The 17792-nt window shown below is 66.7% G+C and carries 18 protein-coding genes; 9 read left to right on the forward strand and 9 right to left on the reverse strand.

Translation table 11 applies throughout. The annotated features are described in order from the left end of the window. Window positions 1–217 precede the first annotated feature (217 nt). The 5 genes from BM162_RS09360 (at window position 218) to BM162_RS09380 (ending at window position 3735) form a co-directional block, all read left to right on the forward strand. Entirely contained in the window at window positions 218–676 is a 459-nt protein-coding gene (locus tag BM162_RS09360; RefSeq protein WP_093420852.1) for a (R)-mandelonitrile lyase, read from the forward strand. Window positions 677–832: 156 nt separating this feature from the next. Then, the gene (locus BM162_RS09365) at window positions 833–1762 is read left to right on the forward strand and encodes a LysR family transcriptional regulator (RefSeq protein WP_245759220.1); all 930 of its coding nucleotides are present in this window, start codon (window positions 833–835) and stop codon (window positions 1760–1762) included. A gap of 109 nt (window positions 1763–1871) precedes the next feature. After that, window positions 1872–2633 (forward strand): carboxymuconolactone decarboxylase family protein, encoded by a 762-nt coding sequence (locus BM162_RS09370; RefSeq protein ID WP_093420855.1) that lies wholly within the window; start codon window positions 1872–1874, stop codon window positions 2631–2633. 49 nt (window positions 2634–2682) lie between these two features. Beyond that, window positions 2683–3318 carry an NADPH-dependent F420 reductase gene (locus tag BM162_RS09375; protein ID WP_093420857.1) on the forward strand — a complete coding sequence of 212 codons (636 nt, stop codon included), beginning with the start codon at window positions 2683–2685 and terminating at the stop codon, window positions 3316–3318. 21 nt (window positions 3319–3339) lie between these two features. Beyond that, on the forward strand, window positions 3340–3735 hold the full coding sequence (locus BM162_RS09380; RefSeq protein ID WP_093420860.1) for a (R)-mandelonitrile lyase: 396 nt from the start codon (window positions 3340–3342) through the stop codon (window positions 3733–3735). Window positions 3736–3988: 253 nt separating this feature from the next. Here BM162_RS09380 and BM162_RS09385 read toward each other — a convergent pair whose 3' ends face one another. The 7 genes from BM162_RS09385 to BM162_RS09415 are packed head-to-tail and all read right to left on the reverse strand — an operon-like array spanning window position 3989 to window position 11084. After that, entirely contained in the window at window positions 3989–5350 is a 1362-nt protein-coding gene (locus BM162_RS09385) for an FGGY-family carbohydrate kinase (RefSeq protein ID WP_093420862.1), read from the reverse strand. Window positions 5351–5352: 2 nt separating this feature from the next. After that, window positions 5353–5667 carry an L-rhamnose mutarotase gene (gene rhaM / locus BM162_RS09390; protein ID WP_177215111.1) on the reverse strand — a complete coding sequence of 105 codons (315 nt, stop codon included), beginning with the start codon at window positions 5665–5667 and terminating at the stop codon, window positions 5353–5355. After that, window positions 5667–6671, reverse strand: coding sequence for an ABC transporter permease (locus tag BM162_RS09395; protein ID WP_093420867.1), 1005 nt, complete (start codon window positions 6669–6671; stop codon window positions 5667–5669). Before BM162_RS09395 ends, rhaM begins: the two co-directional genes overlap by 1 nt. Then, window positions 6668–7651, reverse strand: a complete 984-nt coding sequence (locus BM162_RS09400; protein WP_093420870.1) for an ABC transporter permease — start codon at window positions 7649–7651, stop codon at window positions 6668–6670. Before BM162_RS09400 ends, BM162_RS09395 begins: the two co-directional genes overlap by 4 nt. Then, entirely contained in the window at window positions 7648–9186 is a 1539-nt protein-coding gene (locus tag BM162_RS09405; RefSeq protein WP_093420872.1) for a sugar ABC transporter ATP-binding protein, read from the reverse strand. The genes BM162_RS09400 and BM162_RS09405 overlap by 4 nt, the downstream gene beginning before the upstream one ends. Window positions 9187–9238: 52 nt before the next feature. Continuing rightward, window positions 9239–10240, reverse strand: coding sequence for a rhamnose ABC transporter substrate-binding protein (gene rhaS / locus BM162_RS09410; protein ID WP_093420874.1), 1002 nt, complete (start codon window positions 10238–10240; stop codon window positions 9239–9241). A gap of 37 nt (window positions 10241–10277) precedes the next feature. Then, complete coding sequence (locus BM162_RS09415; protein ID WP_093420877.1) at window positions 10278–11084, reverse strand: DeoR/GlpR family DNA-binding transcription regulator; 807 nt, start codon at window positions 11082–11084, stop codon at window positions 10278–10280. A 187-nt stretch (window positions 11085–11271) separates the two neighbouring features. Here BM162_RS09415 and BM162_RS09420 point away from each other — a divergent pair, with 187 nt between their 5' ends. Next, window positions 11272–13374: a bifunctional rhamnulose-1-phosphate aldolase/short-chain dehydrogenase gene (locus tag BM162_RS09420; protein WP_093420879.1), complete on the forward strand. Its 2103-nt coding sequence runs from the start codon at window positions 11272–11274 to the stop codon at window positions 13372–13374. A 123-nt stretch (window positions 13375–13497) separates the two neighbouring features. Continuing rightward, complete coding sequence (gene rhaI, locus BM162_RS09425) at window positions 13498–14769, forward strand: L-rhamnose catabolism isomerase (protein WP_093420882.1); 1272 nt, start codon at window positions 13498–13500, stop codon at window positions 14767–14769. A gap of 70 nt (window positions 14770–14839) precedes the next feature. On the opposite strand, the gene BM162_RS09430 is transcribed toward rhaI, so the two are convergent. After that, complete coding sequence (locus tag BM162_RS09430) at window positions 14840–15805, reverse strand: VOC family protein (protein ID WP_093420884.1); 966 nt, start codon at window positions 15803–15805, stop codon at window positions 14840–14842. On the opposite strand from BM162_RS09430, the gene BM162_RS09435 reads away from it, so the two are divergent. After that, entirely contained in the window at window positions 15774–16013 is a 240-nt protein-coding gene (locus tag BM162_RS09435) for a hypothetical protein (RefSeq protein WP_143096132.1), read from the forward strand. The two genes, BM162_RS09430 and BM162_RS09435, sit on opposite strands and share 32 nt — an antisense overlap. Before the next feature lie 42 nt (window positions 16014–16055). Here BM162_RS09435 and choX read toward each other — a convergent pair whose 3' ends face one another. Further along, window positions 16056–16985 (reverse strand): choline ABC transporter substrate-binding protein, encoded by a 930-nt coding sequence (choX, locus tag BM162_RS09440; protein WP_093420890.1) that lies wholly within the window; start codon window positions 16983–16985, stop codon window positions 16056–16058. A 315-nt stretch (window positions 16986–17300) separates the two neighbouring features. Between choX and BM162_RS09445 the strand changes: the two genes are divergently transcribed. Next, complete coding sequence (locus tag BM162_RS09445) at window positions 17301–17753, forward strand: hypothetical protein (protein WP_093420892.1); 453 nt, start codon at window positions 17301–17303, stop codon at window positions 17751–17753. Window positions 17754–17792 lie beyond the last annotated feature (39 nt).

Raw genomic sequence — 17792 nt, forward strand, 5'->3', positions numbered from 1 at the left:
CGGATTAGCCCCCGCGTGTTTCTGCCAATCATGAGTGCTGCTCATCAATCGGCATCCCGTCAAAACGGCATCTGGCGACCCGCGCGTCCATGAATGCTCCTCATGGATGCGTCCCGGCTCATGGGCATTATCTGGCTGGGGGCCAGCGCTAAACTCGATGACAGCGGCACCGGACGCCGTCGGCTGTCCGGCCGCCTCTCGGATGCAAGGAGACGACATGACACGGACCCTCGGACTTACCCTCGCCCTCGCGCTGGTCGCCCCGGCGGCCTTCGCCCGGTCCCAGACCATCACCCGCGCCGATGCGCTCGGCGGCCGGATTGGCAGCGCAGAGACCTTCACCGGCACCGCCCACATCGCCCCGGTGTTCCCGCCCGAGATGGCCGATGTCAGTGCGGGAGAAGTGACGTTCCTGCCCGGCGCCCGCTCGGCCTGGCACACGCACCCCGCCGGCCAGATGCTCGTGGTGACCGACGGCGTCGGCTGGACGCAGGAGCGTGACGGCGAGAAGACGGTCATGCGCGCCGGCGACGTCGTCTGGTGCCCACCGGACGTCGAGCACTGGCACGGCGCGACGGACACCACGGCCGTGACGCACTACGCTATCCAGAAGGCCGTCGACGGCGAGGCCGTCCTCTGGGGCCAGCACGTGACCGACGAGGAATACCTGGATTGATTTGTGATGAGCGGTGGATGGGCCAGGCGGGGCACACCGCCGCTCTTCGGTGTTCGCGCCGCGCGCGACAGGTTCGTGCGCATCGCGCCTTAGTATCTCGGATCTGCATAATCCATGGATCGCACGAGCCGTGCGCATATAAGCTGAGGGACAACCATGCTCCTCGACAGGCAGATCAGGGCCTCCCTCATGCTCCGCGAGAACATCAACGACCTCATCGCGCTGGCCGCCGTGGCCGAAGAGCGCAGCTTCACGCGCGCGGCGGCTCGGCTGAACGTGTCGCAGTCGGCACTGAGCCACACGATCAAGGCGCTCGAGCAGCGCCTGGGCCTGCGGCTCCTGACGCGCACGACCCGCTCGGTCGCGCCGACGCTTGAAGGTGAGGACCTGCTGGCCACGCTGAACCCGTGCTTCGAGAAGATCGAAGCGCGGCTCCAGGCGCTCAACGACGCGCGCGACCAGCCCAGCGGCACGGTGCGCATCGTCGCGGTGGAATACGCCATCGAGAGCCTGCTCTGGCCCAAGCTTTCGCCGGTGCTCAAGGAGCATCCGTCGGTCAATGTCGAGTTCGTCATGGACTACGGCTACACCGACCTCGCCGACTCCCAGTGCGATGCCGGCGTGCGCTATGGCGAGCAGGTGAGCGAGGGGATGATCTCGATGCGGATCGGCCCGGACGAGCGGATGGTGTGTGTCGGCGCGCCGGAATACTTCGACCACGCCGGCACCCCGGAGACGCCGCAGGACCTGACGGATCACCGCTGCGTCAACCTGCGCCTGTCCACCCACGGCGCCCTTTACGCGTGGGAGTTCGAGGACCCGGACGGCAACGAGATCCGCGTCAAGGTGCAGGGCCAAACTTGCTTTAACACCATCAACCCGGTGCTGCGGGCGGCGACGGACGGGCACGGGCTGGCGCTGGTTCCGGAACGGCTGGCAGCCGAGCCTCTCGCCTCGGGTGCGCTGCGCACCTGTCTTGAGGACTACTCGCCCTATTTTCCGGGCTTCCACCTCTATTATCCCAGCCGGCAGCGCCCGTCCTCGGCCTTCGAGGTGGTGCTGAACGCGCTGCGCGAGAAGGGCTGAGCATTCATGAGGCGCCGTCATGAGTGGCTTGACCCGTCGGGGCATTAAGCCGCGTGCCTCGTGCTCCACATTGGTCGGGCAACCGCTACCCACGCCAAAGGAGTTTCCGATGAAGACGTATCTCGCCGCCTCGGCCATGGCCCTCGTGGCCACCGCCGCCACCGCGCAGGACGCCGCGAGCACGTTGCCCGACGCCGTGGGCCAAGTTGCGCCCGCGCTGGAAAATTACTCCGAGAATGCCCTCTTCGGCGACGTCTGGCAGGACGAGACGCTCTCCGCCCGCGACCGCGCCCTCGTCACCTTCGCGGCGCTGATGTCCCGCAACGAGACCGGCAACCTGTCCGAGCACGCCGCGCTCGCGCTCGACGCCGGCGTCAAGCCGGCCGAGCTGTCCGAGACGATCACCCACCTCGCCTTCTACTCGGGCTGGGGCAACGCCACCGCCGCCGCCGAGGCCGTCGCCCCCATCTACGAGGCGCGCGGCGTCGCCGCCGACGCATTGCCCGCGGTCGAACCCGAGCTTCTTCCGCTCGACGAAGAGGCCGAAGCCGCGCGGCGGGAGACGGTGCAGAGCACCTATGGCGAGGTCAGCCAGGGCGTCGTGGACAACACCGAGGCGCTTCTCTTCCGCGACCTGTGGCTGCGCCCGGCGCTCGAACCGCGCGACCGCAGCCTCGTGACCGTCGCCTCGCTGATCGCCACCGGCCAGGCCGAGCAGATGACCTTCCACCTCAACCGCGCCATGGACAACGGCCTGACGCAGGACGAGGCGGGCGCGATGCTCTCGCACCTGGCGTTCTACACCGGCTGGCCCAAGGTCTTCTCGGCGATGCCGGTCGCCAAGGAGGTCTTCCAGAGCCGCGCGGAGTAAAGGCGGGCCCGGCGGGGCCTCCCCCGCCGGACCCGCACAAGGAGAGCCCATGAAGATCGCCATTCTCGGATCGGGCCTGATGGGCGGCACGCTCGGCCGCCTCTGGGCCGCCTGCGGTCACGACGTGACCTTCGCCTATTCCCGCAGTACCGGGAAGCTCGAGCGGCTCGCCCGTGACAGCGGCGCGACGCATGGCAGCGTGGCCGAGGCGGTGGAGGACGCGGAAGCGATCCTCCTCGCGGTGCACTGGTCGCGGGTGGACGACGTGCTGCAGCAGGCAGGCCTCATGACCGGCCAGGTCGTTCTGAACTGCTGCGTGCCGCTCGACGACAGCAACACCGACCTCGTCGTCGGCACGACCATCTCGGGCGCCGAGCAACTGGCCGCGAGGCGCCCGGACGCCCGTTGGGTATCGTGCTTCAACACCAGCCCGTCGGAGAGCTTCGACCCGGTCTTCGCGCGCAAGGACCAGACGCCGCGCCCGCACCTGCTGGTCTGCGGCGACGACGTCGGCGCGAAGGACGTAGCCGGAAGCCTCATCCGCGACATCGGGTTCGACCCGCTGGAGGCCGGGCCGCTGCGCACCGCCCGCTTCGTCGAACCCTTCGCCATGGTCACGGCGGAACTGGCCTATGGCCAACCCGGCGGACCCGCCCTCACCTATCGTTTCGACAAGCTGCGCTGATCGCGCAGGGAAAGGACCATCATGAAGATCACCCGCGCAGGCACCAATCCCTCCAATCCCGGGCCCGAGGAGTACTTCACCGGCACCGTTCGCCTCGACCCGCTGTTCCAGGCGGAAGAGCCGGGGCGCACCTCGGGCGCCCACGTCACCTTCGAGCCCGGCGCCCGCACCGCCTGGCACACGCACCCGGCCGGCCAGACCCTGATCGTCACCTTCGGCCGGGGCCGTGTCCAGCGCGAGGGCGGCCCGGTTGAGGAGATCTCGCAAGGCGACGTCGTCTGGTTCCCCGCCGGCGAAAAGCACTGGCACGGCGCGGCGCCCGACACGGCGATGAGCCACATCGCCATTCAGGAAAGCATCGACGGCAGCCCCGTCACCTGGATGGAGAAAGTCTCGGACGAGGACTACGACGGCTGAACGCTGAAGTCCGCGACGCTCCTGCGATTGGAGGCAGGCGCGTGCGGCCGCGTCTGCCATGGCAAAGCGCGCGGCGACCGGCCGATCCCAGACCTGCTCCTAGGCAAAGCTGCGAGCTCGAGTCGTTCTCCGGGTACGCTCGGATGCGTTCCACGTCACGTTAGCATGTCGTCCGAACCACAGGCTCGCTCGCGGAAGGAAGCTGGCTGCTCAGAAAATGGGAAGCGTGCCAGACGGCAGCGGTTCCGCTGTGTCAGAGCGTACAACCTTGTGCCACCGCGGTCAGCCAGGCGTCGGCATACGCCGCAAGAGCCTTTGACGGCATAACCTCGTTCGCATCCTGCGCCACTCGGTTCGGGGTACTGGAGGACAAGAGGGCGGCCCCCGCTGCGGTGCCGGTGATGCCGAACGAAGGAATGACTGGCCGCCCCGTGGCAGCGGCCAGCATTTTCAGATATTCTCCGCTGGCCGCGAAGGGACCCTCCACGACGCACGGCCCCTCGGCGCCGATCGTGACCAGACAGGTGGCCGTCATCAGCGCGAGGTAAAAGCCGAGCGCCGCCGCCTCTTGCCCTTCGTCCTCCGGCTCACGCGTCCAGCGTCGCTGGCGCCCGCGGAAGGGGCCGGAGCCGGGTTCGACCGCCGGAAGCAGCATCACGCCGTCCTCGAGCACGCGCGCAACGTCGTCTTCGGAACAGGTCAGCTCGCGCCCGCGGCGGACCAATTCATACTCGCGCCCACCCATGAAGCGCGCCGACGGCACTGGATCTCCCAGCGCATTGACGTTGACCAGCGTGTCGCGCGTCGGGTCCAGCCGCACCGTCCGCCCGCCGACGGCCATGCAGACCACCCAGGTGCCGGTCGAGACGACCGAGAAGGGAGGCTCGCGACGTAGCAGGTGCGGGTAGAGCGAGGCGTTGCTGTCGTGGATGCCACAGAGGACCGGCAACTCCGGCAGGCCCAGCTCCAGCACCAGGTCTGGGCGGAGCGGGCCCAGCACCTCGGTCGCCTTGCGCACCGGGGGCATGAGACGCCGCCAGTTCATCCCGTCCACGAGCGACGAGAAGCTCCCCCGATCCGGTGCCCACAGATCGGTGTGGCAACCGAGCGATGTCGCCTCGACCGCCGCGACGCCGGTCAGCTGCCACGACCAGTATTGCGGATAAGTCAGGAAGGTCGCCGCGTTCTCGGCCTCGGGGAACGTCCGCATCTGCCAGAAGAGCTGCGCACCGAGGTTGAGGCCGCACGGCAAGCGCGGCGTGCCCGTCTCCTCGAACGAAGGTCGCAGGGCGTCATACTCGGCGGCCAGCCGGTCCGGGCCGTCATGCTCGTAATCGATCACCGGCAAAGCAAGTGCGCCGTCCGCGTCGATCAGCACGCCGGTGGCGCCGTGGGTCGTGACCGCAATGGCGCCAAGTTCGTGCTCCGCCCCCAGCTCCTGCAATGAGCGCAACAGGAATGCCCAGTGCGCCTCGGTATCGTAGTGTGGGTACGGCGGGCCCGGGCGAACGCGGTTGGGCATCTTGCGCACCGCGACCTCCGCGCCGCTGGCCGTGTCGACGACGGCGACCTTCACGTTCGTCTTGCCGATGTCGAGGACTGCAACGCGGGACATGGTCACTCCATATGGAAGACGGTCTCGAGCGGGACCGCCACCGGCTCGTTGTCCGGATGCGTTTCCATGATGCCGGCCATGTGCGCCCACCAGCGCCGCATCACCGGGTGGTCGGGCAGCGCGTCCATCCCGTGATCCTCGGGCCGCCAAAGCACGGCGAACAAGGTCGAGGTCTCGCGGTCGAGATGGATGGAATAGTCGCGCACGCCGGCCTCGCGCAGAAGCTCCGACAGCTCCGGCCAGATCTCGTCGTGGCGGCGCTTGTACTCGGCCTCCTGCCCCGGGAAGAGCTTCATCCTGAACGCGTACTTCTCCATCACGCCCTCCGCGCGCGCAGAAGCGCGATCAGTCGGGGAAGGGCGATCACTCCGATCAGAAGCGCACCGATGAAGATCGACATGACGATGCCCGGCACGTTCAGCAGGCCCAGACCGAAGGTCACCATCCCCATCACCAGCGCCGCGATCACGACGCCCAGGATCGAGCCTGACCCGCCAAGGATCGACACCCCGCCCAGCACCACCATCGTCACGATTTCCAGCTCCCAGGCATAGGCGATGGAGGGCCGGGTGGAGCCCAGGCGCGAGGTCAGGCAGATGGCAGCGACCCCGGACATCAGGCCGGTCAGCAGGAACAGCGTCATCTTGATGCGCTGCACCCGGACGCCCGAGAAGACGGCCGCCGTCGGGTTGTTGCCGATGACATAGATGCGCCGTCCGAAGTTGGTCGCGTGCAGCAGGATGCCGTAGATCAAGGCAAGGATCAGGAAGACGACCAGTTCGAAGCTGATCACCCAGAACACATAGCCCTGCCCGAAATACGCGAAGCTGGAGGGATAGCCGTTATAAGCCTCGTCGCCGAGGACGATATAGGCGATCCCGCGGAACAGGCTCATGGTGCCGATGGTGACGACGATCGACGGCAGGCCCAGCCGCGTCACCAGCACCCCGTTGAACGCGCCGCAGAGCAATCCGACACCCAGCCCGATTGCCACTAGCCCCGGCGTGCCGATGCCGAACTGAAGCGCGTAGCCCATCGCGGTCGAGGCGAGCGCGATGATCCCCGCCACGCTCAGGTCGATCTCGCCCGAGATGATCAGGAGCGCCATCGCGAAGCCGATCATCGCCTTCTCGGTGAAGTTGAAGGTCGCGTCGCTCAGGTTCCAGGGATTCAGAAAATAGGGGCTGGCCTGCGTGTTGGCGATGAAGATCAGGACGGCCACGCCGATCAGCAGCGCCTCCCACGAGCGCAGCACCCGCTGGCTGCGGCTGGTCAGCCGGTCGGGGACGTGGCGGGGGCGGGTTCCTTCGCTCAGGCTCATTGCGCATGCTCCGCCGATTTGAGGATGACGCGGCCCTTGCTGCGCTCGCCGCGCGCGTTGAAGGCGACCGCGATGATGATGGCCGCGCCCGAGATGGCGAGTTGCCAGAAGGGCGAGATACCGGCGACGGGCAGCGCGTTCTTGATAACGCCCAGGAACAGCGCCCCCAGGACCGCTCCGCCCACCGTGCCGATGCCGCCCGCGATCGAGATGCCCCCGATCACGCAGGCCGCGACCACGTCGAGCTCGAAGCCACCCGCCACGTCGACATAGGCCACGGCATACCGGGACACCCAGAGATACCCGCACAGCCCGGCCAGCCCGCCTGCGATGGTGAAAGCCATGAAGCGCGTGAAGCCGACCGAGATACCGGTATAGACCGCCGCGTGCGGGTTGCCACCCACGGCATAGAAGGCGCGGCCTAGCCCCGTCCGCCCGATCAGCACCACGAACAGCCCGACGATCAGAAGCGCGATCCAGGACAGGACGGGCAGGCCCAGGAATTCGGCGCGGGGGAAGGCCTTGAAGCCGCCGCTCATCTCGTGCGCGTTGATCCAGGCCCCATCCGAGATCAGGAAGATGACCCCGCGATAAATCGTCAGCGTGCCCAGCGTCACCACGATGGGCGGAATGTCGAGCTTCCAGACCAGGATGCCATTGAACATCCCCATCACCACGCCCATGCCGATGGCCAGCGCGATCAGGGCGATCACCGGCACGCCGGGCGCGGTGGCGTTGATCATCGCCACGACCATGCCCGTCAGCGCAAGGTTCGAGGCGAGCGAGAGGTCGATGCACTTGGTCAGGATCACCGCCATCTGCCCCAGCGCCAGGATGATCAGGATGGAGGTGTCGTTGAACACGCCCGCCAAATTCGACGGGGCCGCGAAGCCTGCGAACCGCGTCTCCACCAGCAGGATGAGCGCGATGACGGCGGCGAGCAGGATCGCCTCGCGCGATTTCAGGAACTTCGCGATCATGCGGCTTCCTCCAGTCCCGCTGCGGCGCGCACCAACGTCTCGGGCGTCAGATCGGCCCGGTCGTACTCCGCCGCCATGCGCCCCTCGCGCATCACGATGACGCGGTCGGACATGCCTAGGATTTCCGGAATTTCGGAGCTGACCATGATGACCGACAGGCCCTCGGCGGCGAGCTCGGCCATGAACTCGTGCACGGCCGCCTTGCTTCCGACGTCGATGCCCTTGGTCGGCTCGTCCAGGATGATGACCTTGGGCTTGGTGGCCAGCCACTTGGCGATCACCACCTTCTGCTGGTTGCCGCCCGACAGGTTGCCCACGTCCTGATCCAGCGAAGCCGCCCGCAGGTCCAGCCGCTGCGTGTACTCCCGCGCCAGTCGAAACTCCTCGGCCATCCGCAGAAACCCGCTGCGCGACGTGCGGTCGAGCGACGGCAGCGTCACATTTTGAAAAATCGGCAGCGCGGTGATCGCGCCCTGCTTGCCCCGATCCTCTGGCACATAGACGATGCCCTGCGCGATGGCCTCGGTCGGGGAACGGATCACCGCCACCTTGCCGTCGATCCGGATCGCGCCTTTCGAAGGCCGCGTCACACCGAAAAGCGCCTGCATGAACTCGGACCGGCCCGCGCCGACGAGGCCGTAGAAGCCCAGAATCTCGCCCTTGCGCAGCGTGAAGTTGATGTCCGCGAACTCGGTCGGGTGCGAGTAGCCGACGACCTTGAGCACCTCGCCGCCCAGAACCGGGTGGCGCTGGGGGAAGATCTGGTCGACCGAGCGGCCGACCATCAGCTCCACCAGCCGATCCTCGCTCGTCTCGTCCAGCCGCCCGGCGCCCACCATCTCTCCGTCGCGGAAGACGGTGTAGCGATCGGCGATGCGGAAGACCTCGTCGAACTTGTGGCTGATGAAGAGGATCGCCTTTCCTTCGGCCTTCAGCCGCTCGACCAGCTCGTAAAGCTCCTCGATCTCTTTCTGCGACAGCGCCGCCGTCGGCTCGTCCATCACCACCACGCGCGCCTCGACCGACAGGGCGCGAGCGATGGCGACGAGGTGCTTGTTGGCGATGCCCAGCTCGCGCAGCGGGATCGTCGGGTCGATCCGTGCGCCGACGCGGTCGAGGATCGCCGTCGCCTCGCGGTTCATCCGCGCCCAGTCCATCAGCCCCAGCCGCGTGTGCGGGGCGTGGCCGAGGAAGATGTTCTCGCCCACCGAAAGTTCGTCGAACAGCACCGTTTCCTGGTGGATCGCGGTTACGCCAGCGTCGGCCGCCGCGGTGGCCGTGGCAAAGCGCATCGGCTCGCCATCAACCCGGATCTCGCCTTCGTCGGGCTGATAGATGCCGGTGAGGATCTTCACCAGCGTGCTCTTGCCCGCGCCGTTCTCGCCGATCAGCGCCGTCACCTCGCCCGGCCGCAGCTCCAGCGCCACGTCCGACAGCGCCTTCACACCGGGAAAGCTTTTCGAGATGCCGCGCAGTTCGAGCACCGGCGCCGCCGTGTCGGCCGCTGCGCGCGGGCTGTAGTCCTTCGGTGCCATGTGGTGTCGTCCCGAATGGGGTGCAGCGGAGCCGGAGCCCCGCCGCAGGGAATCAGAAGACGCTCTTGAACTCGTCGATGTTGCTGGCGTCGTACTTGAACGGCTCGGACATCGCCGCCTCGTTGTTGTCGTCCAACGTGGCGCTGCCCATCCGGCCCATGCCGACCTCGGCGCCTGGCTCGGCCTCGGCCTGGTCGGTGGCGAGGTTGTAGGCCAGATACGTCGTCGCATAGCCCAGATCGACCGGGTTCCAGATGGCGAACGACTTGGACGCCCCGCTCTCGACGGCGCCGGCCATTTCCGAGGGCAGGCCCAGCCCTGTGACGTTCACCTCACCGATCTTGCCGGCATCCGCCACGGCCTGCGCGGCGGCGACGATGCCGACCGAGGTGGGCGCGATGATGGCGTCGAGATCGGGATAGGTCTGCATGAGGCCTTGCGCCTCGCGGTAGGACTTGTCGGCCAGATCGTCGCCGTAGACCGTCGCCACGACGTTGATGTCGGGATACTGGTCCATGACCTTGTTCATTTCCTCGATCCAGATGTTCTGGTTCGTCGAGGTCGAGGTTGCGGACAGCACCGCCACGTCGCCGCCTTCAGGCAACTCGTCCGCGGCAAGCTTGATGATGGTCTGGCCGATCAGCTCGTGCGAGGACGGCGACAGGTGCATCTCACGGCCCTCGGGCGCGACGCCGCTGTCCCACGAGATCACGGTGATGCCGCGCTGCATCGCCTTCTTCAGGGCCGGCACCAGTGCGTCGGGGTCGTTGGCCGACACGGCAATGGCGTCCACCTGCTGCGCAATGAGCGAGTTGATCACCTCGATCTGGCCCTCGGCGGTCGTGTCGGTCGGGCCGGTATAGATGATTTCGACGTTGCCGATCTCTTCGGCCGCTTCCTCGGCCCCGCGGTTCGCGGCCTCGAAAAAGCCGTTGCCCAGCGACTTCACCACAAGCGCGATGCGCACGTCGTCGTCCTGAGCCATGGCTGCGGTCGACCCTAAAAGCGCCGCGCCCAGCGACAGTCCCGCGGCCAGTTTCGTCAATGTCTTCATGTCTGTTCTCCTCCCAGTGAACCTTGAGCAGCCCGGCCTATCCGGCCTTCGGCTCCTCCTCTTCCGCGGCGCCCGATCGCGCCACGATCAGCGAGACACCCGCCGCCTCCAGAAGCGCAGCATGGGCGTCCTCGATCCCTTCGTCCGTAATGACGGTCGTGATGCGGTCCAGCGGACACAGGATAAGGCTCGAGCGCTTCTTGAACTTCGAGCTGTCCACCAGGATCACGACCTCGTCCGCCTGCCCGATCAGCTTCTCCTCGGCCTGGATGATCAGGGGGTCCTGCTCCATCACGCCGAGCCGCCCGATGGCCTGGCAGCCCATGAACATGCGCCGGGCATAGAAGTTGCGGGTCACGTCGTTGTCGAACGGGCTGAGCACGATGTTCTGCTCGCGGTAGATCGTGCCCCCCGACAGCATCACCGTGTTCTTCGAATTCTTCAGCAGGTGCTCGGCGATCGGGAACGAGTTGGTGAACACCTGGCAGCGCCGGTTGGCCAGCGGGTGCACCATCTGGAACGTCGTGGTGCCGCCGTTGATGATGATGGGATCCCCGTCCTCGCACAGGTCCACCGCCGCCTTGGCAATGGCGCGCTTCTGCGCGATGCGCAGCGTCTGGTTCAGCGAGAACGGGCGTCCGGCCAGTCCCACGAATTGCGGCGGCGTGATCGATTCCGCCCCGCCCCGCACGCGACGAAGCTTTTTCTGCATGTGAAGCGTGGCGATGTCGCGCCGGATCGTCGCCTCGGACGACTCAGTCAGCTCGACCATCTCGGCCACCGTCACCACGGGCTTCGATTGAACCGCTGAAAGTATGATCCGGTGGCGCTCGGTCTCGTGCATGCCTCGTCCTCCCTCGCCGCCAGCATTCTCCGGCTCAACCGTCACTGTCAATCAAAAATGATCGAACCTGAGCGCTTTGCAGGCGCAGCATGATCGACTGTGATCGGAAATGATTGACCCGTGCGATCCTTTCGGCAATGGTTGCCGCGACGCACGGCGGGCCCACGGGCCCTTTAGGGAGGACATCATGCTGAAGAAATCACCGGTCTCGCGGCTTGAAAACCTGTGGGACGACAGCGAAGCGGTCGGGATGAGCGAGCCCGAAAAGCTGCTCTACCGCTCGAACCTCCTGGGCTCGGACAAGCGCGTGACGAACTACGGCGGCGGCAACACCTCGGCCAAGGTGGTCGAGCGCGATCCGCTGACTGGCGACGAGGTCGAGGTACTGTGGGTCAAGGGCTCGGGCGGGGACATCGGCACCATCCGGATGGACGGCTTCGCGACGCTCTACATGGACAAGCTCGAGGCGCTGAAGGGCCTTTACCGCGGTCCGGAGCATGAGGACGAGATGGTGGGCTACCTCCCCCACTGCACGTTCAACCTCAATACACGCGCCGCTTCGATCGACACGCCGCTGCACGCCTTTGTCCCCCGCCGCCACGTCGACCACGTCCACCCCGACGCGATCATCGCCATCGCCGCCTCGGCCAACTCGAAGGAACTGACGCAGGAGATCTTCGGCGACGAGATCGGCTGGCTGCCGTGGAAGCGCCCGGGCTACGAACTGGGCCTGTGGCTCGAAAAGTTCTGCCGCAAGAATCCCGAGGCGAAGGGCGTCGTGCTGGAAAGCCACGGCCTGTTCACCTGGGCCGACGAAGCCAAGGTATGTTACGAGACCACGCTGCGCATCATCAACCGCGCCATCGCATGGTTCGAAGAGAAGACAGCCGACACCGCCGCGTTCGGCGGAGAAAAGCACCCATCCCTGCCGCCCGAGGAGCGCCGCCGCATCGCCGCTGCGCTGATGCCTGCCATCCGCGGCATGATCTCGGAAGACCAGCACAAGGTCGGCCATTTCGACGACCAGAACGCGGTTCTGGAATTCGTCGGCTCGCACCAGATGGAGGCGCTCGCCGCGCTCGGCACCTCCTGCCCCGACCACTTTCTACGTACCAAGATCCGGCCGCTCGTCGTCGATTTCGATCCGGCAAGCCCCGACATCGCCGACACGCTCGACCGCCTCAGGGGCATGGTCGAGTCCTACCGTGTCGACTACGCTGCCTATTACGACCGCTGCCGGCACGACGACAGCCCTGCCATGCGCGACCCGAACGCGGTGGTCTACCTTGTCCCCGGGGTCGGCATGATCACCTTCGCCAAGGACAAGCCCACGGCGCGCATCTCGGGCGAGTTCTACGTCAACGCCATCAACGTGATGCGCGGCGCCTCGGCCGTCAGCGAGTATCGCGGCCTGCCCGAGCAGGAGGCCTTCGACATCGAATACTGGCTCCTCGAGGAAGCCAAGCTGCAACGCATGCCTGCACCCAAGTCCCTGGCCGGCCGGGTGGCCATCGTGACGGGCGGCGCCGGCGGCATCGGCTCGGCCACTGCCGAACGGTATCTGCGCGAAGGCGCCTGCGTGGTGCTGGCCGACATCGACGCCGAGGCGCTTTCGGCAACACGCGAGAATCTGGCCGGCCGGTTCGGGCCGGACGTGGTGCGCGCGGTCGAGGTGAACGTGACCTCGGAAGAGGCCGTCGCCGCCGCCTACGCCGACATGGCGGTCGAGTTCGGCGGCGTGGACATCGTGGTGTCGAATGCCGGCATCGCCTCGTCCGCGCCGGTGGAGGACACGACGCTCGAGCTGTGGAACAGGAACATGTCGATCCTGTCGACCGGGTATTTCCTTGTCGCGCGCGAGGCGTTCAGGATGCTCAAGGCGCAGGGCATCGGCGGGTCGATGGTCTTCGTGGCCTCGAAGAATGGGCTCGCCGCCTCGCCCGGCGCCTCGGCCTATTGTACGGCAAAGGCGTCCGAGATCCACCTCGCCCGCTGTCTGGCGCTGGAAGGAGCGCCCGAGGGGATCCGCGTGAATGTGGTGAACCCCGACGCGGTGCTGCGCGGCTCGCGCATCTGGCAAGGCGACTGGCTGGACCAGCGCGCCAGCACCTACGGCACCGACAAGGAGGGCCTGGAAGAGATGTACCGCCAGCGATCGCTTCTCAAGCGGTCGGTCCTGCCCGAGGACATCGCCGAGGCGTGTTACTTCTTCGCCGCGGATACCAGCGCGAAATCCACCGGCAACATCATCAACGTCGACGCGGGCAACGTGCAGGCGTTCACGCGGTAACGTCGGGAACCGGCCCGAAGCGCGAAGCGGCTTGGGCAGCGCCCGCCCCGCAAAGCGGGCGGTTCGCGCCCACTACGGGCGGCCGCCGCCCTCGGTGGGGCGAAGGGAAAATGGGAGGACAACATGATCGATCAGGACGTCATCGACCGCTCCAACGCCGTGGCCGAGGCCGCGCTGCGGGCGGATTACGCGGCGCTCGGAGAGCACCTCGACCGCCGCGGCATCGACATCGACGCCATCAAGGACAAGGTCGCCGCCTACGGCGTCGCCATCCCCTCCTGGGGCGTCGGCACCGGCGGCACCCGCTTCGCCCGCTTCCCCGGCAATGGTGAGCCGCGCCACGTCTTCGACAAGCTCGACGATTGTGGCGTGATCCATCGGCTGACCGGCGCCACGCCGTCCGTTTCGCTCCACATCCCGTGGGACGACGCCGCCCCGGCCGAACTGAACGCGAAGGCCGAGGAGACGGGCCTGCGCTTCGACGCGATGAATTCCAATACCTTTCAGGACAGCGGGCAGCCGCTTTCCTACAAGTACGGCTCGCTCAGCCACACCGACCCTGCGGTGCGCCAGCAGGCGGTGGAACACAACCTCTACTGCATCGAGCTTGGCCGCAAGATTGGGTCGAAGGCGCTCACCGTCTGGGTCGGCGACGGATCCAACTTCCCCGGCCAGACGAACATGACCAGGCAGTTCGACCGCTACCTCGGCGCTGCGCAGGACATCTATGCCGGGCTTCCCGAGGACTGGCGGCTCTTCACCGAGCACAAGATGTTCGAACCGGCGTTCTATTCGACGGTCGTGCAGGACTGGGGCACCAACTACCTGATCGCAAAGGAGCTGGGCGCGCGCGCCTTCTGCCTCGTCGATCTCGGCCACCACGCGCCGAATGTGAACATCGAGATGATCGTCGCCCGCCTGATCCGGTTCGGCAAGCTGGGCGGATTCCATTTCAACGACTCGAAGTACGGCGACGACGATCTCGACACTGGCTCCATCGACCCCTACCGCCTGTTCCTCGTCTTCAACGAGCTCGTGCAGGCCGAGGGTGCGCCCGATTTCGACCCCGCCCACATGCTGGACCAGAGCCACAACGTCACCGACCCGATCGAGAGCCTGATGTCCTCGGCCATGGAAGTGCAGCGCGCCTACGCGCAGGCGCTGCTGGTGGACCGGGCGGCCCTGGAGGGCTTCCAGAAGGAAAACGACGCACTGATGGCCACGACCACCCTCAAGCGCGCCTTCCGCACCGACGTGGAGCCGATCTTGGCGATGGCGCGACTCGAGAAGCGGGCGGCGGTGGATCCCGTCGGCGCTTTCCGCGCCTCGGGTTACCGTGCGCGCGTGTCCGAAGAACGTCCGGCCGCCGCGGGCGGCGGCGGCGGGATCGTCTGAGGCCGGCCGATCGAAGACCCAAGAAGGCTTGTGTGGGCGCGCGCGACAGTCCGCGCACTACATGATCGCTCTACGTCTTCTCCACTGGCGGGGTGCCGTGGGTGTGGAAGGTTTCGATGGTCTTGAGACCCCAGGCCTGGCCCTTCTTCCGGTCGGCCTCGGTCCAGCGCACCGGCTCCCAGTCGGGGGCGAGGATCAGGCGTGAGCCGGCATTCGCCAGTTCCACGCGGTTGCCCGCGGGCTCCCAGACGTACAGGAAGAACGTTCCTTGGATCGCGTGCTTGTGCGGCCCGGTTTCGATGTGCACGCCGTTCTGCAGGAAGATGTCGGCGGCGCGCAGGATGTCCTCACGCTGGTCGGTGGCGTAGGTGACGTGGTGCAGCCGGCCCATGCCGCCGCCATGCTCTTCGGTACAGGCGAGGTCGTAGGTCTTGTCGTTCACGGTGAACCAGCAGCCGCCGATCCGCCCGTTGTCGAGCTGGATGTACTCGGTCACGCGGCTGCCAAGGCAGGTCTCCATGAAGCGGCGGAACTCGGACACGTCCTCTGCCAGGAGGTTGAGATGGTCGATCCGCCGGGGCGCTGACCCGGTAAAGGCGCTTGCCGTGTTCTTGAGCGCCGCACGTTCGGCGTCGTCCTGCGGCTCGTACCACCGGGTGTCGTAGTAGATCTCGAAGACGTGGCCGAACGGATCCTCGAACCGGAACGCCCGGCCGTGGCCCGCGTCGCCCTCGACCCAGCCGTGGGTGGTGTAGCCGGATACCTCGATGGCCGCGACCCGACGCTCCAGCGCCTCGGGGCTGGCGGCGCGGTAGCCGATGTGCGCGACGCCGGTGGTTTCGGCGCGGGTCAGCTTGAGCGAGTGGTACTCGTAGTCGTCCCAAGCCCGCAGGTAGGCGCTGGTCTCGTCCTGCCCGGACAGCTTCAGCCCGTACACGCGAGTGAAGAAGTCGAGGCTCTCCTCAAATCGGTCGGTCAGCATCTCAACATGGCCAAGATGCGCGATGTCGAAGGACCTTCTGGTGGGCGCGGTCATCCTGTTGTTCCTCCCTCTCTGGCAGCTCGCGTGCAGTCATTCCACAGATGCGTCCCGCGTTCCACGCATTCGATGGCTTCCGAGTTCGAGTAGCGTCGGGATTACAACCGGCCCGGTCATCGGCCTGCTGGCCTGGGTGGTGACGGTGCCGGCCAGCGCCATCATCGCGGCCGGCACCATGCTGCTTCTGCGCGAGCTGTCGGGCTGACGGAGGCGGGCGGATCGTGCGCCCGCTCCCGCCCTTCAGCGCTTACACGCCGAGCGCTTCGCGCACGGCCGGGAGGCCCGGCTCACCCTCGACGGTCGTCACGCCGTCAAGCCAGCCGTCGAGCACCTCGGGGTTGTCCTGCACCCAGGACTGCACCGCGTCCGCCGGGTCCATGCCGTCGTCCAGGATCATGCCCATGATCTGGTTTTCCATCTCGAGCGTGAAGTCCATCTGCTCGAGAAGCTGCGCCGCGTTCGGGCATTCTTCGGAAAAACCTGCGCGCGTTACGGTATAGACCGAGCCTTCGCCGCCGAAGAAATCCTCGCCGCCCTGAAGGTACTCGATGTCGAAGTTGGCGTTCATCGGGTGCGGCGCCCAGCCGAGGAAGACGATGTCTTCGTCGCGGTCGACGGCGCGGCGCACCTCGGACAGCATCCCCTGCTCAGAGCTTTCGCGCACTTCGAAGTCGCCGAGCCCGTACTCGTCCTCTTCGATGAGGCCGACGAGGTAGGCGTTGCCCTCGTTGCCCGGCTCGATGCCATAGATCGTCTGGTCCAGTTCCTCCGAAAACTCCGGCAGGTCCTCGTAGCTCTGCAGGCCCTTCTCGTAGGTATAGGCGGGCACGGCGAGGTTATAGATCGTGCCGGTGAGGTTCTCGTTGATGGTCTCGATGCTGCCCTCATCGAGGTAGGGCTGGATCGCGGATTGCTGTGTGGGCATCCAGTTGCCCAGGAACACGTCCACGTCGCCCGAGCCGAGCGAGGCGAAGGTCACCGGCACCGACAGGACACGCACGTTCACGTCATAGCCGAGCGCCTCGAAGACCTCGGCGGCGGCGGTTGTGGTGGTCGTGATGTCGGTCCAGCCCACGTCCGAGAACGATATCTCGTCGCACTGCGCCTGCGCCATCGCCGACCCGGCAAGCGCGGCACTCGTCGCGGCGGCCATCGCCGTGGTGGTCAGAAGCTTCATGGGTCTCTCCCCGATGTCTGGTTCGATGTACGGCGCCCCAACTCTCAACTCGGTGCAATGTTCGCAAGCTGTCGAAAAGGCGCGCCCGGCGCTCCGCCCACGGCTCCGCATCTCTCTGATCGTGACCCCCCGTTAACAGCCCCCGGCAATCGGCGGGACGCGAATGCGGCACGCGTTCGGCCGTTGCGCGGAAGTCGCTCCGACCTGGCACGGAGCGCGCGTTCGGCAACCTTAGGTTAAGCCGCGTCGCGCATGACCTTCCCCAGGCGCTGCCGTGCCGGTGGGCGCTTCACAATCAACGGATGGAGCAAAGCAATGCGCAAGATGCGGAAACTCGTGGGGGTACTTTCGGTCGCGGCGAGTGTGGCGGCGTTCGTCCCCGCCGGGACGGAGGCACAGAATGCGCCGCTTGTCGTGTCAACCGACCGCGGCGGCGTCATCGGAGAGCGGGTGACGGCCATCGATCGCATCCGCGCCCTGCGCCAGCGGGTCGAGATCCGCGGGCCGCTGTGCCTGTCGTCGTGCACGATGCTGCTGGGGGCGGGCGACGTCTGCGTCGATCCGGATGCCAAGCTCGGCTTTCACGGGCCCAGCCTCTATGGCAGGCCGCTGACCGAGGATCAGTTCGACTACTGGTCTGAGATAATGGCCACGTACTACCCGGAGCCACTGCGCCGCTGGTTCATGAAAGAAGCGAGGTTCCGCATCGCGGGCTACTATACCGTGACCGGCGAGAACGTGATTGAGCTGGGCGTCAAGCGCTGCTGAGGACGCGGCGGCATGCACCGAGCCCTGGACTTGTCGTGA

Origin of the sequence: Tranquillimonas alkanivorans (assembly GCF_900115595.1) — a bacterium.
Lineage (GTDB): Bacteria > Pseudomonadota > Alphaproteobacteria > Rhodobacterales > Rhodobacteraceae > Tranquillimonas > Tranquillimonas alkanivorans.

What these genes read in the sequence shown, in the direction of transcription:
- BM162_RS09420 (WP_093420879.1), top strand. Translation starts at nt 11,272, where the DNA reads ATGCTGAAGAAATCACCGGTCTCGCGGCTTGAAAACCTGTGGGACGAC.
- rhaI (WP_093420882.1), top strand. Translation starts at nt 13,498, where the DNA reads ATGATCGATCAGGACGTCATCGACCGCTCCAACGCCGTGGCCGAGGCC.
- BM162_RS09435 (WP_143096132.1), top strand. Translation starts at nt 15,774, where the DNA reads ATGTCGAAGGACCTTCTGGTGGGCGCGGTCATCCTGTTGTTCCTCCCT.
- BM162_RS09415 (WP_093420877.1), bottom strand. Translation starts at nt 11,084, where the DNA reads ATGCACGAGACCGAGCGCCACCGGATCATACTTTCAGCGGTTCAATCG.
- BM162_RS09385 (WP_093420862.1), bottom strand. Translation starts at nt 5,350, where the DNA reads ATGTCCCGCGTTGCAGTCCTCGACATCGGCAAGACGAACGTGAAGGTC.
- BM162_RS09395 (WP_093420867.1), bottom strand. Translation starts at nt 6,671, where the DNA reads ATGAGCCTGAGCGAAGGAACCCGCCCCCGCCACGTCCCCGACCGGCTG.
- BM162_RS09380 (WP_093420860.1), top strand. Translation starts at nt 3,340, where the DNA reads ATGAAGATCACCCGCGCAGGCACCAATCCCTCCAATCCCGGGCCCGAG.
- choX (WP_093420890.1), bottom strand. Translation starts at nt 16,985, where the DNA reads ATGAAGCTTCTGACCACCACGGCGATGGCCGCCGCGACGAGTGCCGCG.
- BM162_RS09375 (WP_093420857.1), top strand. Translation starts at nt 2,683, where the DNA reads ATGAAGATCGCCATTCTCGGATCGGGCCTGATGGGCGGCACGCTCGGC.
- BM162_RS09430 (WP_093420884.1), bottom strand. Translation starts at nt 15,805, where the DNA reads ATGACCGCGCCCACCAGAAGGTCCTTCGACATCGCGCATCTTGGCCAT.
- BM162_RS09365 (WP_245759220.1), top strand. Translation starts at nt 833, where the DNA reads ATGCTCCTCGACAGGCAGATCAGGGCCTCCCTCATGCTCCGCGAGAAC.
- BM162_RS09445 (WP_093420892.1), top strand. Translation starts at nt 17,301, where the DNA reads ATGCGCAAGATGCGGAAACTCGTGGGGGTACTTTCGGTCGCGGCGAGT.
- BM162_RS09400 (WP_093420870.1), bottom strand. Translation starts at nt 7,651, where the DNA reads ATGATCGCGAAGTTCCTGAAATCGCGCGAGGCGATCCTGCTCGCCGCC.
- rhaM (WP_177215111.1), bottom strand. Translation starts at nt 5,667, where the DNA reads ATGGAGAAGTACGCGTTCAGGATGAAGCTCTTCCCGGGGCAGGAGGCC.
- BM162_RS09360 (WP_093420852.1), top strand. Translation starts at nt 218, where the DNA reads ATGACACGGACCCTCGGACTTACCCTCGCCCTCGCGCTGGTCGCCCCG.
- BM162_RS09405 (WP_093420872.1), bottom strand. Translation starts at nt 9,186, where the DNA reads ATGGCACCGAAGGACTACAGCCCGCGCGCAGCGGCCGACACGGCGGCG.
- BM162_RS09370 (WP_093420855.1), top strand. Translation starts at nt 1,872, where the DNA reads ATGAAGACGTATCTCGCCGCCTCGGCCATGGCCCTCGTGGCCACCGCC.
- rhaS (WP_093420874.1), bottom strand. Translation starts at nt 10,240, where the DNA reads ATGAAGACATTGACGAAACTGGCCGCGGGACTGTCGCTGGGCGCGGCG.